This window comes from Microbacterium sp. HM-570, from assembly GCF_054165885.1.
Map to the genome: position 1 here is coordinate 49,278 of NZ_CM135111.1, position 17,712 is coordinate 66,989.

Here is a 17,712-nt window from a genome sequence, read left to right on the forward strand (position 1 = left end):
AGACCAGCAAGGTGCTCTCCACCGGACCGACCTGCATCCCCCCGACTATCTCGCCGAGCTCGCCAAGCTGCAGGACGGGGCATGCTCATTCGGGGTGATTTGGGCATCTGACACCGCTCTGGGCAAGCTCCACCGGGGATACTCGGTCAAACCCGGCTTAAGCGGCCTCCGTCATCGGTAAGGTGAGAGGGGCGAGGCACGAGCGGAGGGAGGAGCCGATGGCGGAACCTTGGCTGTCTGCCGACGACATCGCGAACCATCTCGGCATCACGAAGGACACCGTGTACGCCTGGATCGCCGACAAGGGGATGCCCGCCCACAAGATCGGGCGGCTCTGGAAGTTCCAGGTCTCCGAGGTCGATGAGTGGGTGCGGCGCAAGGGTGCGTCGGACTCTGACACCCCGGGCTCGACACAAGGGCGGGACTGAGTGCGCATCATCGACAATGTCAACGAGCTGCTCGGTGACGACATGAAGGCAGAGGTCAGGCCAGGCTCCAAGCTGCGCATCGCCGCCTCGACGTTCTCGATCTACGCGTTCGAAGCGCTCAAGCGTGAGCTGTCGCAGATCAAGGAGCTGGAATTCATCTTCACCGCTCCGTCGTTCAACACCGTGAAGGCGACGGACAAGCCCTCGCCGGAGCGTCGTCAGTTCGAGGTGCGGCATGGTCGCGGCTCGGAGTCGACACTGTATGGCTCCGAGTTCGAGATCCGTCTACGGAACAAGCTCACGCAGCGCGCCATCGCGCGCGAGTGCGCCGAGTGGGTGCGCCAAAAGGTCACCTTCCGCTCGAACCGAACGGGTGCCCCGATGCAGCCGCTCGCTGCTGTGGATGATGCGGCGGGGTACTTCCCAATCCAGGGCTTCACGACCGCCGATCTCGGCTACGAGCGCGGGCCGGCGACGTCGAACTACGTCACCAAGTTCGAGGGCACGAGCGAGACTCGCCAGTTCGTGCAGCTCTTCGACCAGATCTGGCACAACTCGGAGCAGCTCGATGACGTGACGCAGACGGTCTATGACCACATCGCGAGCGTCTACGCGGAGAACTCGCCGCAGCGGGTGTACTTCCTGATTCTCTACAACCTCTTCTCCGAGTTCCTCGACGACGTCAACGAGGACGTGCTGCCGAACGACCTGACCGGCTACCAGGACACCGAGATCTGGAACGCGCTCTACAACTTCCAGAAGGACGCCGCGACGGGCGTCATCAACAAGCTGGAGACCTACAACGGCTGCATCCTCGCCGACTCGGTCGGTCTTGGGAAGACGTTCACCGCGCTCGCCGTCATCAAGTACTACGAGCTGCGCAACAAGTCCGTGCTCGTGCTCGCGCCGAAGAAGCTCGCCGAGAACTGGACGAACTACAACGCGAACCTGACAACGAACGTCTTCTCGAAGGATCGCTTCAATTACGACGTGCTGGCCCACACTGACCTTTCGCGCGAGTCGGGGGAGTCACTGGGCATCCCGCTCGACCGGGTGAACTGGGGCAACTACGACCTCGTGGTCATCGACGAGTCCCACAACTTCCGCAACGCGGACTTCACGACCGAGAACGAGACTCGGTACCAGCGCCTCATGCGCAAGGTGATCCGCGAGGGCGTGAAGACGAAGGTGCTGATGCTGTCGGCGACACCCGTGAACAATCGCTTCAACGACCTGCGTAACCAGCTCGCGCTGGCCTACGAGGGAGACTCCGCACAGCTTGCCGCGAAGCTCAATATCTCCACGACGGTGGAGGAGGTCTTCCGTCAGGCGCAGCGCGCCTTCAACGAGTGGTCGGACTTGCCGCCCGAGGATCGCACATCGGAGGCGATCCTGTCCCGCCTGGACTTCGACTTCTTCGAACTGCTCGACTCGGTGACGATCGCGCGCTCGCGCAAGCACATCCAGGCGTTCTACGACACCTCCGACATCGGTGCGTTCCCGGAGCGACAGCCGCCGAAGTCGGTGCACGCGCCGCTGACCGATCTGCCGGACGCTCCGACGTTCAATGAGATCTTCGACCAGCTCCAGTCGCTCACGCTCGCGGTCTACGCGCCGCTCGCCTACGTCTTCCCAAGCCGGACAGAGAAGTACGAGCGGCTCTATGGCAACGTCGGCGGTGGCCGCAACATCGCGGGCGGGTCGGTCGCGAACCTCGGTGCGGCGAACCGCGAAAAAGGCATCCAGAAGCTGATGACCGTCAACCTCCTGAAGCGGTTGGAGAGCAGCGTGGAGGCGTTCCGCCTCACGCTCAACCGTCTGGAGATGACCGTCGCGGAGGCGCTGGAGGCGATCGACAACCACGCCAGCGCGGTCACGGACGTCGCGTCGAGCCTGGCCGACCTGGATGCCGACGACGACGATTTCGAGTTCCCCACGAGCGGCACCGTCGGCAAGAAGGTGCAGATCGACCTTGCCGATATGGATGTCGAGTCGTGGAACCGGGATCTCTCCCACGACGGGCTCGTCATCTCACGACTCCTCGCCTCGGTCGAAGCGATCACCCCCGAGCATGACCTGAAGCTGCGCATCCTCAAGGAGCTGATCGAGGCGAAGTTCGCCGAGCCGATCAACCCTGGCAACCGCAAGGTGCTGATCTTCTCGGCCTTCGCTGACACCGCCTCCTACCTCTACCGGGAGCTCAGTCCTGCGCTGAAACGTCGCGGCTACGAGTCTGCGCTGGTCACCGGCCAGGGCAACCCGAGCACGACGCTCGGCAGAGGCTACGGCTTCCAGCAGACCCTCACCCTGTTCTCCCCGCGCTCGAAGCAGCGCCATCTCGTGATGCCCAAGGAGTCGAACGAAGTCGACGTGCTCATCGGCACGGACTGTATTTCGGAGGGCCAGAACCTCCAGGACTGCGACTACCTCGTCAACTACGACATCCACTGGAACCCGGTCAGGATCATTCAGCGCTTCGGCCGCATCGACCGCATCGGATCGACGAACGAGCGCATCCAGCTCGTGAACTTCTGGCCCGACATCTCCCTCGATGAGTACATCAACCTCAAAGAGCGCGTCGAGAACCGCATGGTCATCGCCGATCTCGCCGCGACCGCCGATGACAACGTGCTCACGCAGGAGTCGAGCGATGCCGCATTCCGCAAGGAGCAGCTCCGCAAGCTCCAGGACGAGGTCATCGAGCTGGAGGACGTGCGTACCGGCATCTCCATCACCGACCTTGGGCTCAACGATTTCCGCATGGACCTGCTCGGGTACATCAAGGAGTATGGCGACCTGGCAGGCACGCCCAAGGGCCTGCACGCCGTCGTGCCGGCCAATCGCGAGAAGGGGCTCAAGCCGGGTGCACTGTTCGCGCTGCGTAACATCAACGCCGACGAGATGCTCCACCGGGGCAACCGCCTGCACCCGCATTACCTCGTCTACCTCGACGACGAGGGCAACCTCATCGCCGACCACACTGAGGTGAAGTACCTGCTCGACCTGATCCGCGCCGGGTGCCGCAACCGCGACGAGCCCGCCTGGGAGGTGTGCCGGGTCTTCAACGCGGCCACCCGCGACGGCGCGGAGATGGGCAAGTACAGCGGTCTGCTCACCGAGGCGATCCGCTCCATGATCGACGTGACGGAGGAACGCGATGTCGATAGCCTCTTCAGCCCCGGCCACACCACCGCGCTCGTGCAGACCATCGCCGGGCTTGACGACTTCGAGCTGATCGCGTTCCTCGCCATCGTCGAGGAGCCTGCCGGTGACTGATGCGCCCCAGACCCCAGCCCTCTACCGCTGGCCCCCGGCCGCGAAGTTCGGCCGCGTGGTGCCGAAGACGAAGTTCTACGAACACGGCAGCGTGCGCACCGTGCTGCGCGAGAAGTTCGTCGGTGACATTCAGCGCATCACTTGGGCCTACAAGCTCGCCGAATCGACGATCCGGCTGAAAGGCACCGAGGCGGTGCCGGAGATCCAGGTCTTCACCGTCGAGACGAAGGGCGGCGATGTCGGCGACGACGTGTTGACCGCCATCGACAAGGCGGTCCACTTCCCGATCCTCTTCGAGGTGTCGAGGGGTGATGAGGTGCGCATGGTCGCGGCCCACAAGACGCTCGGTGGCACGACTCCGAAAGTCGGTGCGTACTTCACGACCGCGTGGCTTCCGCTCGATACCGCCCGCACTCCGCTGCCGACCGCCATCGACCTGTCTGCCCTCTACGAGGCGCTGCTGGCGCCGCTGCTCCCCGTCGCGTCACGCCGCGGCGAGTCCGTGTCGGCTGCCACCCAGAGAATGGAACGGGCGAAGAAGCTCGAACGCGAGATTGCTGCACTGGAGCGCAAGCTCCGCACCGAGCCGCAGCTCAACCGCAAGGTAGAGCTGCGGCGAGTACTGAAGGACCGCCAGGCCGCACTCGCGGCACTGGTATGAGCGCACCAAGAGGAACCAGATGGAAATGCCGGAGAAGCTGGAACTGCAGTCGGTCGACGTCACAAGGAAGAACGTCGAGGCGATTGCGGCCCTCTTCCCGAACGTCGTGAAGGAGGCGCGCGACGAGGACGGTGAACTGATCCACCGCGTCGACTTCGAGGCGCTCCGCCAGGAGCTGGACGACTACGTCGTGGAGGGCAAGGAGGTCTATCAGATCGACTGGCCGGGCAAGCTCGAGGCGGAGTTCCTCTCGAACACCCCCACGGCGAAGACGCTCCGGCCGAATCGCTCGGACTCGGTCGACTTCGACACCACGAGGAACCTCTTCATCGAAGGGGACAACCTCGAGGCGCTGAAGCTCCTCCAGGAGTCGTATCTCGGCAAGGTCCGGCTGATCTACATCGACCCGCCCTACAACACCGGGAGCGACCTCGTTTACCACGATGACTTCGCGTCCTCGAAGCAGGAGTACCTCTGGAAGTCCGGGCAGGTGAACGACACGGGCGAAAAGCTCGTCGCGAACACGAGCGCGAACGGTCGCTTCCACTCCGACTGGCTCAGCATGGTCTACCCGCGCCTCCGGCTCGCAAAGCGGTTCCTTGCGCAGGACGGCGTCATCCTCGTCAGCATCGACGACGCCGAGCAGGCGTCGTTGCGCCGGCTCATGGACGAGGTCTTCGGCGAGCAGAACTTCATCGCACAGCTCGTATGGGAGAAGGGGCGCAAGAACGACGCGAAATTCTTCTCCACCGGGCACGAGTACGTCATGGTCTACGCAAAGTCGCAGTCGTACCTGCGCGAGCAGAAGACGAAGTGGCGAGAGGAGAAGCCGGGCGCGCGGGAGATCTGGGACGAGTACCTCCGTCTCCGCGAGATGCACGGTGCGGACGATTCCGCCATCGAGAAGGATCTCTCGGCCTGGTTCACGGCGTTGCCGCGCACCGACCCGTCGAAGAAGTGGGCGCGCTACAAGCGGGTCGATGCGAACGGCCCGTGGCGTGACCGAGACATCTCTTGGCCGGGTGGGAACGGGCCGACCTACGACGTCGTGAACCCGGCCACAGGTCAGGCGGTGAAAGTACCCGAGGCTGGCTGGCGCTACAGCAGTCCTGACGAAATGAAGCGTCAAATCAAGCTCGGGCTGGTCGCATTTCGCGAGGACGACCCGACCGCATCGCCGTTCCGAAAGGCACATCTGCGTCCCGTCGCGGGTGAGACGGTTGATGTCGAGGACGACGAGGCCGAAGAGACCGAAGACGAGGCGGAGCTCGCGACACAGGTCAGAGGAACGTACTTCTACAAGCAGTCGCAGGTGTCGGTGAAGCACCTTCGGGCACTCATGGGCGCGAAGGTCTTCAACAACCCCAAGGATCATGAGGCGCTGTCACGGCTGTTCGAGTACGTGCTCAATGGTCACGATGGGATCGTCCTCGACTTCTTCGCTGGTTCCGGCACGACCGCCGAGGCCGTCTTCGAACTTTGCGCTCGAACGGGTCTGAACTGTCCGGTCGTACTTGTGCAGCTCCCGGAGTCGCTCGAAGACAATCTGAAGACTGCGACCGGGGCAGCGAAGACCACGATCCAGAACGCGATCCGGCTACTGGAGAAGCTCGGCAAACCGCTGACGATCGCCGAGCTGACCAAGATCCGAATCGCCAATGCTGGCACGGCGATCCTCAATGACCGGAAGCCCTCCAGCTGGAACGGCGACGTCGGTTTCCGAGCCTTCACGATCGACACGAGCAACTACGCGCCGGTGTCGGCGACTCCGGACGGGACCGACCAGACTCAGCTCGCTGGGCTCGTCGAGACCTTCAGGGCCGATCGCACTAGCGAGGACATCCTCTTTGAGGTGCTCATCAGCCACGGGCTCGAACTGTCAGCGCCGGTCACCGTCGAACAGGTCAACGGTCATGAGGCCCTTGTCGTGGACCCGGAGGTCAATGCACTCATCGCGTGCCTGGATGACGCAGTCGATGATGCACTCGTGCGGGAGGTCGCGAAGCGGCAGCCCTTGAAGGCGGTCTTCAAGGACTCCGCGTTCGCATCGGACTCTGCGCGCATCAACGCGAAGCAGATCTTCCAGGAGCTTTCGCGCGACACCGACTTCAAGGTGCTGTGAGCCGATGAAGCTCCAGTTCAAGGTCCAGGAGTATCAGACGGCCGCGGTCGATGCCGTGATCGACTGCTTCCGTGCGGTGCACCGCCAGCCGTATGCCGATGGCGTGAAGTACAAGATCGACCCTGGCAAGGTCGGCGTTACGCCAGCGCCGGACTCGAACGCGGCGTCGATGCTCGCCGGACTCACGCCCGAGCCGCCGAAGGAACTCGGACCCGGTCTTCGCAACACCGAAGTCGTACTGAGCCAGGCGGAGGTACTTGAGAACATCCACGCAGTGCAGGGTCGCACGCGGGGGCTGCCCCTCTCACCTAGCGTCATGACGAGCCCTGCCGCGGGTCTCAACCTCGACGTCGAGATGGAGACCGGCACCGGCAAGACCTACGTCTACACCAAGACGATCATGGAGTTGCACCGGCAGTTCGGCTGGTCGAAGTTCGTCGTCGTCGTCCCGAGCGTCGCCATCCGCGAAGGCGTCAAGAAGTCTTTCGAGATCACCGCTGACCACTTTCTCGCCGAGTATCGGACGCGGGCCCGCGCCTTCGTCTATGACTCCGACCACCTGGAAGACGTCGAGACCTACGCCTCCGACGCGGGCATCCAGGTCATGATCATCAACGCGCAGAACTTCAACCGGGATGCGAAGAGGGCCACCGACGACACCGACCAGAAGGGCAAGGCGTCGGGCCTCAGGATGTTCAAGGTCCTCGACGGCTTCAAGTCTCGCCGTCCGATCGACGTCATCGCAGCGAACCGGCCGATCCTCATCATCGACGAGCCGCAGCGCCTCGGCAGCAACCCGAACCGGCCGAGCGAGACGCTGAAGGCTCTTGGGCGTTTCAACGCACTCTTCGCGCTTCGCTATTCAGCGACCCATGCCATCGAGCACAACAAGGTGCATCGTCTCGATGCTCTCGACGCCTACAACAAGAAGCTCGTCAAGAAGATCGCCGCGCGCGGCATCAGCGTCAAAGGTCTCGCCGGCAGCAGCGCGTACCTCTACGTCGATGGTATGGAGCTCGGTAAGGGCGCCGACTTCCCGAAGGCGCGCGTCGAACTGGAAGTCCAGGCCCGCGGTGGCGGCATCACGCGCAAGACGGTCAAGCTCAAGAAGGGCGACCGGCTGCACGATATCTCCGGCGGTATCGAGGCATACAACGGTCTCGTGGTCGACGACGTCGACGCGATCGCGAACACCGTGACCCTGATCGACGGGCAGGTACTCCAGGCAGGCCAGGTCACCAACGACGTGACCGATGAGCAGAAGCGCCGACTGCAGATCCGGGAAGTCATCCGCGCCCACTTCGACAAGGAACGCCAGCTCTTCGGGCTCGGGATCAAGGCGCTCTCCCTCTTCTTCATCGACGAGGTCGCGAAGTACCGCGACTACGAGCGACCGGACCGAATGGGCGACTACGCGCGCGTGTTCGAGGAAGAGTACGAGGCACTCAAGGCGGAGAAACTCGGCGAACTCGACCTGGACGAATCGTCCGCCCTCTACCGCGCGTTCCTCGAGCGCGACACCGTCGGGGACATCCACAACGGCTATTTCTCCAAGGACAAGAGCGGGCGCTGGATAGACAGCGACAGCTCGGATGCGTCAGACGAGCGGCAGGGCGTCTCGAAGGATGCGGAAGCGTACGACGCGATCCTTCGCGACAAGGAGAAGCTGCTTGATCCGGACTTCCCACTACGGTTCATCTTCAGCCACTCCGCGCTCCGCGAGGGCTGGGACAACCCGAACGTATTCACCCTCGGTTTCCTCAAGAAAGCGACGGCCAGCGATTCCCGTAGGCAGGAAGTTGGACGAGGGCTCCGCCTCGCCGTCGACCAGCACGGTGACCGCGCCGACAATCCCATGACGGTCCACGAGGTTAACGTCCTGACTGTCGTCACCGAGGAGTCATACGTCGATTTCGTCGCAGGATTCCAGAAGGAGACCCTCGGTCTGCTCAGTGCGAGGCCGCGAAGGGCGGAGCCGGAATTCTTCGTCGGCGCGGTGCTCCGCGATGGCGCAGCTGGAACTGAGCACAAGATCTCCGAGGAGGAGTCGAAGCAGCTCCAGCGGTGGCTGCAGAAGCATGACTTCGTCGACCTCGACGACCAGCTCGCGGAGAAGTGGATCGGGAGGGCAAGCCTCCCGGAGATCCCGCCCCTACCCGAGGCGCTCCAGCCGTACTTCTACCAGGTCGCCGAGCTGATCGACTCACTCAACGTGCAGGCGCCTAAGGTCGACGACGGTCGAAAGACGAAGTCGATCCCGAGGAACGAGACGAACTTCTCCAAGCGCGAGTTCCTCGACCTATGGGACCGGATCAACCGGCGCGCCGTCTACCAGGTCAACTTCGACTCGCAGCAGCTGATCGACAACTGTGTCCGTGTCCTGGATACCTCACTGCATGTCGCGCGCCTGCAGTACGTCGTCGTCCAGGGCATCCAGCGTGACGCGATCGAGGTCGAGCATTTGTCGACCGGGGAGAGTTTCAAGGTCTCGCGGACGAAGACCGAGGAGTCGTCGCTGAGCGCGAACTCGACCGTCCCGTATGACCTGCTCGGCGAGATCTCGGAGAAGACGCACCTCACACGGCGAAGCTGCGCCGCGATCCTGTCTGGCATCAAGCCGTCGACCTTCGAGATGTTCCGCCAGAACCCGGAGCAGTTCATCACGGAGGCTTCTCGCCTGATCAACGAACAGAAGATCGCCACGGTCGTGGCCGACATCGAGTACGACATCCTCGACGACCGCTACGACCTGTCCCTCTTCACGGAGGCGCAGACAGGGCAAGATCTTGCGAAGGCGGTGCACACGCCGAACCGGAACGTCTACGAGTACGTCATTGATGACTCCGAGGTCGAGCGCGCATTCGGTGCGGCCCTCGACGTAAGCGAGGAGGTCGTCGTCTATACGAAGCTCCCGCGCGGCTTCAAGATCCCGACCCCGCTCGATGATTACAACCCTGACTGGGCGATCGCCTTCAAACAAGGCGCGGTCAAGCACGTCTATTTCGTCGCCGAGACGAAGGGCTCGCTCTCCTCGCTCGAGCTCCGCCCCGCAGAGAAGGCGAAGATCGATTGCGCCAAGAAGCTCTTCAAGAAGCTCAACGAGGTCGCGGGCACCCCCGGCATCAAGTACGACGTCGTCCGCAGTTACGACGACCTGCTGCAGCTTGTGGGAGCGTAGGCCGGATGGTCATCGAGCTGTATTTCTCTCAGCACTTCGGGGTATCGCCGAAGGTGCTGGAGGACTACGGCGCGTTCGATGTGAGCCTCGCCTCCGATTTGCCTCTCTTCGTCGACCCCTTCCTGCTCTTCAACAGCAGGAAGCAGGAGTACCGCGATCTACACGACGGAATGATCCGCTACCTCATATTCCTCCGTGACCGGGCCGCCCCCGATCTCGATCCGGGGCTGATCAAGTCCTGGTACATGTTCCAGGAGGTGAAGCAGAACTGGCTCGGGTTCACCGTCCTCGGCAACTCGGGGAGCGGACTCGGCAAGGACTTCGCCCGCGCGCTCCACAGCTCCCTCGGCTCGATCCTGAAGGGGTTCGGGTCGGAGTCGATCACCAAGGGTGCCCACTTGGAGAAGCTCGCGCTCATCAAAGAGGGCGTCGGGCGCGATAACATCAGCGACTTCACCACGAACCTCATCAAGGGCTATCTGCTGGAGTACACCCAGGCGTTTGCGCTGGCGCATCTGTCGGCCGACCGGCGCGGCACATTCTCGGTCGCCCGCGCGGTCTTCAACTACGAGACCGAGACCTGGGAATCGAGCCAGTACGAACTGCCCGCGCTCCGGGGAGACTACGTTCTACTCACCCCGGCCGACATGCTCACCAAGGACGATACCTGGATCAGTCGCTCCGACCTTGTGCGCGAGTTCAGCAGCATCCCCGGCGCCATTGAAGACGACCAGCTTCGCGCGCAGGTCAACAACTACCTCTTCAAGAAGCTGAGCGACAATCCCACGAAGAAGGAGTACTCGGACCTGGCGGCTGCGGCGATCCTCCAGTTTCCCGAGGTCATCGACTACTACATCCGCCAGAAGGAAGACACGGGGGAGCAGGCAGTCGGCCTCAGCGCAAGACGGCGGCAGGAGGTCTTCGAGATCCTCGTGCAGATGGTGCAGACGGTCGTCGAAGACATCCGCGCCAATACCTCGCTGTACCTGACGCCGGTCACCAGCTACGACGAGGCGCTTGCCCGCGCCAACGGCTTCAAGCAGTACGTCGAGAACCAGGACGGCTACCGGCTCCTCAACAAGCCCGGCAAGGAACGCCCCCTCGCCACGGAGAAGGAGGTCCAGCTCTTCTTCGGCCTCATCTTCTTCGGCAGCGAGTTCGACGTGAACCGCGAGGTCAACAACGGCCGCGGTCCCGTGGACTTCAAACTGAGCAAAGGGGCCGTCGACAAGTCGCTGATCGAGATCAAGCTCGCCAGCAACAGCCAACTGAAGCGGAACCTCCAGAACCAGGTCGAGGTCTACGAGAAGGCGAACGGCACGCGCACCTCGGTCAAGATGATCATCTGCTACACAGAGGCGGACGTGGCGAAGGTCTATGCCGTCCTGAAGGAGCTGGATCTCCGCGGCGAGAAGTCCATCGTCGTCATCGACGCGCGCGCCGACAACAAGCCCTCGGGCTCGAAGGCGTGATCGGGACCGCTTCCGAGCCTGGTGGAGGGGGTTGGGTCGCCCGGTCAACGCGATCTAGCAGGATCATCTCGACTTGCCTTCGTTCAGCTTCTTCAGCTCCTGGAGCTCGGCCCAGTGCTGTTCGAGCCCAGCAAGAGTCGGGCTGACGCCCTGAGTGATGAGAGCCTGTGAATGACCGTCGATGTACCGGCAGGCCTGCTCGAACACTTCGCTGACCTTGGGGATGATCTCGCCGAGCTTGTCGACGTTGATGTTGATGAGCGTGGTCATCTGAACGTTCGCCTGATAGCGCCGCGTCACGCCCTTGAGCAGCTCGTCCTCCGTGAAGACCTCGCACCAGGAACGAACGTGGCTGTAGCCGGTGTGGACCAGCGCACCCCGGGCTTCGCCGTCCAACTGCTTGGCGGCCTGGATGGTGCTGTTGATCCGTCCCTTGATCGCGTTCAAGGAGTCGATGCGTGGTCCGGTGGCACGGGACACGTTGCCCTTGCCGCTCTCGTCAGTGATCTGGAAATAGGCGCACCGCTTGGACTTCTCGAACAGTGCGAGAAGCGTTGTGGCGAACAGGATGTCGTGAGTGAAGACGATGACCTGGTTGCCGTCAGCCAGTCGAGCGATGCGCTGGGCAACTTCCTTGATGCGGCGGTGATCGAGGCTTGACACCGGATCATCGAAGATGACCGGCGCTGTGATGCCCGCGAGGCGTGCCTCGGCGAGGAAGTCTGCGAGCGCCAACACCTTCTGCTCGCCCTCGGAGAGCACCTTGGAGGGCTTGTGCTTGCCGCTCAGTACCTTGCGGCGCTGCGCCTTACCCTCTCGCCCGACGAACTGGACTTTGAGCGATGGCGCGCGGAGCGCTTCGCACTCCTCGAGGAACAACGCATCGAAGCTCTGATTGATCAACTGGTCGCTGGCGGTCTTGGCGAGCGCGGTCACGGATCGGCCGAGGCCCGGCAGCGGACGCTTGAGCGTCTTGAGGCGATCGGCCTCCTTAGCGCTCTTGACCTGCGTCTCGATCAGCGACCAGGACTTGCCCAACTCGACGGCATCCTTGAGTTCGAGCAGCTCTGCCTGCTTCTCAGCCAGTGCCTCGGTTCGGCCCTTCTGCAGGATCTCCAGCTCCGAGATGCTGTTGCCCACGGTGGTCAGCGCAGTGCCGACCTCGGCCCGGGGCTTGGCCACGAGATCGGTGATCTGGATGCTGACCGGCTGGCCTGCTGCGGCTGCCGTGGCGGAGGTGTTTCGTGCCCCTTCGATCGCTTCAACCTGAGCGAAGTAGGTCGGGCGCTCGCTTGGATCGACGTCCTTGTACTGCTGGATGAACGACGCCATCTCGTTGCCTTGGAGCGCGACAGCCTGCCGCTTGTAGCCATCGAGCGTGGTGTCGGTGGCGCGGATGTCCGCCGAGATCTTGTCCTCAAGGTATGCCGAGTAGCGGGTGAGCAGATCACGCGCCGGATCGAGCAGAGGCTGGCGGCAGTAGAGACAGCGGTCTGCATCGTGCGCCTCAATCTCGACGAGATGCTGGCGGTACGTCTCGCCCGCCTCGATGAAGTCGTTCCAAGTGTCGTCGGGTTCAGCGGGCAGATCCGCAGCCGCGAAGAGCTCGCGACGGAACGTCTGGTAGTCGGTCGTGAGCTGCGCGCGCGTTGCCAGTGCCTCGTTGTACTTGATCTGCTCGAAGCCGAGCAGGGCTTCGGCCGTGGTCACGGCCTCCGACAGAACTCGTTGCTCGCTCTTGAGACCAGCGATCTGGGCGCCCATCGTGTTGGCGCGTAGGGCCGCAACGCCTTGGTTCAGGGCATCAAGCTGTTGGTCAACGTCGTCTCCGCTCTTAGCCTTGGCCTTGAGATCGGCGAGATCGGTTGACGCGCCGAGGGTCTCGATCAGTGGATAGATCGTCGATCCGCGTTGGAACCTAGAGAGCAGTCCCGATCCACTCGAACCAAGCTCGGCGATAGCCGCATCGATCTGCGCGGTCACTGCCTGAATTGCAGTCGTGACGTCATTGAACAGCGCCAGCGAGGCCGGGGTGTAGACGTAATCGAGGTCTTCATCGACGTGGGTACGCACGGCAGGGCTATCGAAGATCGACACGCGCGTGAACGGTGAAACACCCAGCTCGCCCGTCCAGGTCAGAGCCTGGGCGTCTTCACCCAGCTTGAACTCGAGCTTGGCGGACTGTGCCTCCGAAGTGTCGGCATCGATGTTGCCCAGGATCGTGTCGGCCGTGCGACTGTTGGCCAGAGCCTTGAAGATGCGCGAGTAGCCCGTCTTGCCGGTGCCGTTCTCCCCGTAAAGGATCGTCAGACCCTCGTGAGGCTCGATCACTGCGCCTGCCACCAGTGCGTTGACACCGCGCACCTCGGAGAGCCGCGTCAGCGACAGGGGCGGTGCCAACTCGTCCTGGCGAGCCTCGATATCGAGCAGTGGAACGGCCGGAAGATCCCGCTTATCGAGCGCCTTCTCCTGCCGGAACAGCAGGTAGGCCTTCTCGACCACGGAGGTTCCGACCGGTCGTCCAGTAGCGATTACTTCGGCGACAAGCAGGCGTGCCCACTCGTCATTGGAGTTCCCCCATTCAGCAAGTTGCGCCCGCGGATCGATCAGTTCGGTCGGCTCGGTTGCTTCAACTTCGATCTGCGTAGTCATCAGGCGCGCACCCCCTGCGGTGCATCGGCGCTGATCCGTGATGACGGCCGGCGCCGATGGTGTCCCTTCATGACCTGCTCATGACCTCCTCTACGCCATTGCAGACGCTCATCTGCTGATGCTCGATCCCTAACCATCAACGCTAGCCGCGGTGTCCGACACCGTTGACCCTGCCGCGCTCAAAGCGCGATTCGCGGTGACCCTCTTTCAGGTCTCGACTGACGATCTGGCCGACGTCTACGGCATCCCCGTGGCCTCACTTCGAGACTCTTACACGTCTTGCACATCGAGGCCGACCCGGCCTGACGGCGGGCTCGGCGGCTCACCTCTCTGACGAGAGAGGCGGTGCCGGGTGTCGGTTTCGATGCGGGTCATGGGCGCGGGGGACGGCTACAAGTACCTGCTGCGCTCGGTGGCGTCGGCTGACGGGGAGCGGGCGCTGTCGACGCCGCTGACCCGGTACTACGCCAAGCAGGGCACGCCGCCGGGCCGCTGGATGGGCGGCGGGCTCGCGGCGCTCGGGGAGGGTGAGATTCACGAAGGAGCGCCGGTCTCGGAGGCGCAGCTCCAACTTCTGCTGGGGATGGGGCGCGACCCGGTGACGGGCGATCCGCTGGGGAAGGCGTCTCCGGTGTTCCCGAGCATCGAGGATCGGATCGCGGCGCGCATCTTGCGGCTCGATCCGGCGTTGGGCGCGGATGAGCGGGCCGAGGCCGTTGTGGTGATCGAGGCGGAGGAGTCGGCGCGCACCTCGCGGCGGGCGGTCGCCGGGTACGACTTCACCTTCTCGCTGCCGAAGTCCGCGTCGGTGCTGTGGGGGGTTGCGGATGCGGCGACCCAGGCGCGGATCGCGGAGGCGCACCATGCGGCGGTTGCGGAGGTGGTTGCGTTCATGGAGCGCGAGCTTGCAGCGACGCGCTCCGGTGCAAGCTCCCGTGACGGCGCTGTTGCGCAGGTCGAGGTGACCGGACTCATCGCAACCGCGTTCGACCACTTCGACTCGCGGGCGGGCGATCCGCAGTTGCACACGCATGTTGTGGTGAGCAACAAGGTGCGCACGATCTTCGACGGCAAGTGGCGGTCGCTGGATGGCCGGCCTCTGCACGCGGCGACGGTGGCGCTGAGCGAGCTGCACACCGCGGTCTTCGCCGACCACCTGACTCGCGCGCTCGGCGTGGGCTGGCAGCGGCGCGAGCGGGGAGCCGACCGCAATCCGGTGTGGGCGGTCGCCACGGTGCCGGAGGACCTGGTTGCGGAGTTCTCGTCCCGGTCGCGGCACATCGACATCGAGAAGGATCGCCTGATCGCCGAGTACGAGGCCGCGCACGGGCACGCGCCGTCGCGGGAGACGATCATTCGGCTTCGGCAGCAGGCGACGCTGGCGACCCGGCCCGACAAGGAAGTCCGCCCGCTGGCCGACCTCGCCCAGGAGTGGCGCACCCGTGCGAGCCGACTGCTCGGCCGAGACGCGAGCGCATGGGCGCGGGAAGCCGTCCAGGTCGAGCCAGTCGAGCTGCTGCGCGCGGAGGGTGTGCCGCTGGAGCAGATCGCCCGGCTCGGCCTGGCGGTGGTCGCAGCGGTCGCGGAGAAGCGCACGACGTGGAGCCACTGGAATCTCTACGCCGAGGCCGCGCGGCAGGCGATGGGCTGGCGGTTCACCGCCACAGAGGATCGTGAGGCGATCACGGGGATGATCGTTGACGCCGCGGAGCAGGCATCCATCCGGCTCACCCCGCCCGAGCTGGCCTCCAGTCCCGTTGCGTTCCAGCGCACGGACGGGACGAGCGTGTTCCGCCCGCGCAACGCCGCCCGCTACAGCGGTGCCGCGGTGCTCGCTGCCGAGGACCGGCTACTTGCACGCTCCCGCGAGCAGGTTGCGCCGCGCCTGGCGGATACAACCATCGCGCACGCGCTGCAACCCCAGCGGGGCCGCGCGCTCGGCGACGACCAAGGGGTCGCGCTCACCGCGATTGCGTCGTCGGGCCGAATGCTCGACCTGCTCGTCGGCCCCGCGGGGGCGGGCAAGACCACCGCGCTGTGCGCGTTGCGCCGCGCGTGGGAGGCCGAGCACGGGCACGGCTCGGTCGTCGGCCTGGCACCGTCCGCGGTCGCGGCCGAGGTGCTGGCCGGTGACTTGGGCATCCCGACGGAGAACACCGCGAAGTGGTGGCAGACCTACCGCGACCACGGCATGGGATTCGCCGCCGGGCAGCTCGTGATCGTGGACGAGGCATCGCTCGCCGGGACGCTTGCCCTCGACCGGCTCGTTCGCATCGCAGCCGACGCCGGGGCGAAGGTGCTGCTCGTGGGCGACCCCGCCCAGCTCCAGTCCGTCGATGCCGGGGGAGCGTTCGGGATGCTCGTCGCCGACCGTGAGGACGTGCCCGAGCTGACCGACGTGCGCCGCATCGCCGCGGCTTGGGAGAAGGACGCCACGCTCGACCTGCGCAACGGTCGTGTCGAAGCCATCGACACCTATCAAGCGCACGGCCGCATCCGCGCGGGCGAAGCCGAGCGCATGGCCGACGCCGCCTACGCCGCATGGCAGCGCGACCAGGCAGCCGGGCTGGCGAGCATCCTCATCGCCGAGTCGAGCACGATGGTCACCACGCTGAACCAGCGCGCCCGCGCCGACCTCATCCTCGCCGGGCAAGTCGACGCGCGCGCCGAGGTGCGGCTGCATGACCATACCGAGGCATCCGTCGGGGACGCGATCATCACCCGCCGCAACGACCGCGCGCTGCGCGCCGGGCGCGGATGGGTGCGCAACGGCAGCCGGTGGACGATCACCGCCATCTTCAGCGACGGGTCGTTGCGGGTGCGACCCGCCGGACGGCGCTGGGGCGCGAGCGTGCGCCTCCCGGTCGAATACGTCGCCGAGCACATCGAACTCGGCTACGCCGTCACCGCGTACCGGGCGCAAGGGGTCACGGTCGAGACCGGGCATACCCTTGTCGAGCCCGGCGCGACGCGTGAGAACTTCTACGTCGCCATGACCCGCGGCCGACTCCGCAACACCGCCTACGTCTCGATCAACCGCCCCGACGACGACCACATCCACCCGCCGACCCAGGACACCACCGCGGTCGCGGCGCGCAAGGTGCTCGCCGGGGTGCTCCAGCACGTCGGCGCGGAACTCTCCGCCCGCCAGATGATCACGGCCGAGCAGGACACCTGGGGCTCGATCGCGCACTTCGCCGCCGAGTACGAGACCATCGCCGCCGCCGCACAACAGCCGAGGTGGGAAGCCCTCGTGCGCGCCACCCGACTCACCGAGGCCGAAGCGGACGCGGCCATTGGATCGACCGCGTTCGGCGCGCTCGGTGCCGAGCTGCGTCGCGCCGAAGCGGACGGGTACGACGCGGATCGCCTGCTGGGCGCGCTCGTCGCCTCACGCCCGCTCGACGACGCGGACGACGCGGCCGCGGTGCTCCACGAACGCGTGATCCGAGCCCTGACCCGAACGAACGGTGCCGGGCGCGTGCGCCAGCCCACCACTCCCATCGCCGGACTCATCACCCCGGCTCTCGGCACAATGGACGAGGACATGCGCACCGCGCTGCGCGAACGCGCCGCACTCATCGAGCAGCGCGCAGACGCACTCGTCGCCGAAGCGGTCGGCGCGTCCGCGGCATGGGTCGTGGAACTCGGCACAGAGCCCGCAGATCCGCAGCTCGCGGCTCTGTGGCGACGCGAGGCGCGCACCGTCGCTGCCTACCGCGATACCTACGGCATCACCGAGGCCAGCACGCGCGGAGTCATCGGCGACGACGTGCGGCAGCGCACAGACGCCGCGCGAGCACGCGCCGCGATCCACCGCGCACAGCAGACCGCGGCACGCGCGGCCGAACCGGAGCCGGGATCGTATGTGCCAGAGTTCTCTACGCCCCGCTTGGGTATGTAGCGGCACGGATGCACGTCGT

At 64.8% G+C, this 17,712-nt stretch carries 8 protein-coding genes; 7 read left to right on the plus strand and 1 reads right to left on the minus strand.

Annotated elements, in window-relative coordinates; all coding sequences use genetic code 11:
• The first annotated feature begins 218 nt into the window (after nt 1-218).
• Genes ACT9TC_RS00260 through ACT9TC_RS00285 form a run of 6 tightly spaced genes read left to right on the plus strand, consistent with a single transcriptional unit; the run spans nt 219 to nt 11,137 of the window.
• Nucleotides 219-428 (plus strand): helix-turn-helix domain-containing protein, encoded by a 210-nt coding sequence (locus ACT9TC_RS00260; RefSeq protein WP_104238857.1) that lies wholly within the window; start codon nt 219-221, stop codon nt 426-428.
• Nucleotides 429-3,704: a helicase-related protein gene (locus ACT9TC_RS00265; RefSeq protein ID WP_458041500.1), complete on the plus strand. Its 3,276-nt coding sequence runs from the start codon at nt 429-431 to the stop codon at nt 3,702-3,704.
• Nucleotides 3,697-4,365, plus strand: a complete 669-nt coding sequence (locus ACT9TC_RS00270; RefSeq protein ID WP_458041501.1) for a DUF4391 domain-containing protein — start codon at nt 3,697-3,699, stop codon at nt 4,363-4,365. The genes ACT9TC_RS00265 and ACT9TC_RS00270 overlap by 8 nt, the downstream gene beginning before the upstream one ends.
• Before the next feature lie 19 nt (nt 4,366-4,384).
• Nucleotides 4,385-6,487 (plus strand): site-specific DNA-methyltransferase, encoded by a 2,103-nt coding sequence (locus tag ACT9TC_RS00275; protein WP_458041502.1) that lies wholly within the window; start codon nt 4,385-4,387, stop codon nt 6,485-6,487.
• A gap of 4 nt (nt 6,488-6,491) precedes the next feature.
• Complete coding sequence (locus tag ACT9TC_RS00280; protein WP_458041503.1) at nt 6,492-9,665, plus strand: restriction endonuclease; 3,174 nt, start codon at nt 6,492-6,494, stop codon at nt 9,663-9,665.
• A gap of 5 nt (nt 9,666-9,670) precedes the next feature.
• The gene (locus ACT9TC_RS00285; RefSeq protein ID WP_458041504.1) at nt 9,671-11,137 is read left to right on the plus strand and encodes a hypothetical protein; all 1,467 of its coding nucleotides are present in this window, start codon (nt 9,671-9,673) and stop codon (nt 11,135-11,137) included.
• A gap of 63 nt (nt 11,138-11,200) precedes the next feature.
• On the opposite strand, the gene ACT9TC_RS00290 is transcribed toward ACT9TC_RS00285, so the two are convergent.
• A complete protein-coding gene (locus tag ACT9TC_RS00290; RefSeq protein ID WP_458041505.1) occupies nt 11,201-13,789 on the minus strand; it encodes an AAA family ATPase in 2,589 nt (862 codons plus the stop codon).
• Between the two features lie 364 nt (nt 13,790-14,153).
• Here ACT9TC_RS00290 and mobF point away from each other — a divergent pair, with 364 nt between their 5' ends.
• Nucleotides 14,154-17,693, plus strand: coding sequence for a MobF family relaxase (gene mobF / locus ACT9TC_RS00295; RefSeq protein ID WP_458042967.1), 3,540 nt, complete (start codon nt 14,154-14,156; stop codon nt 17,691-17,693).
• Nucleotides 17,694-17,712 lie beyond the last annotated feature (19 nt).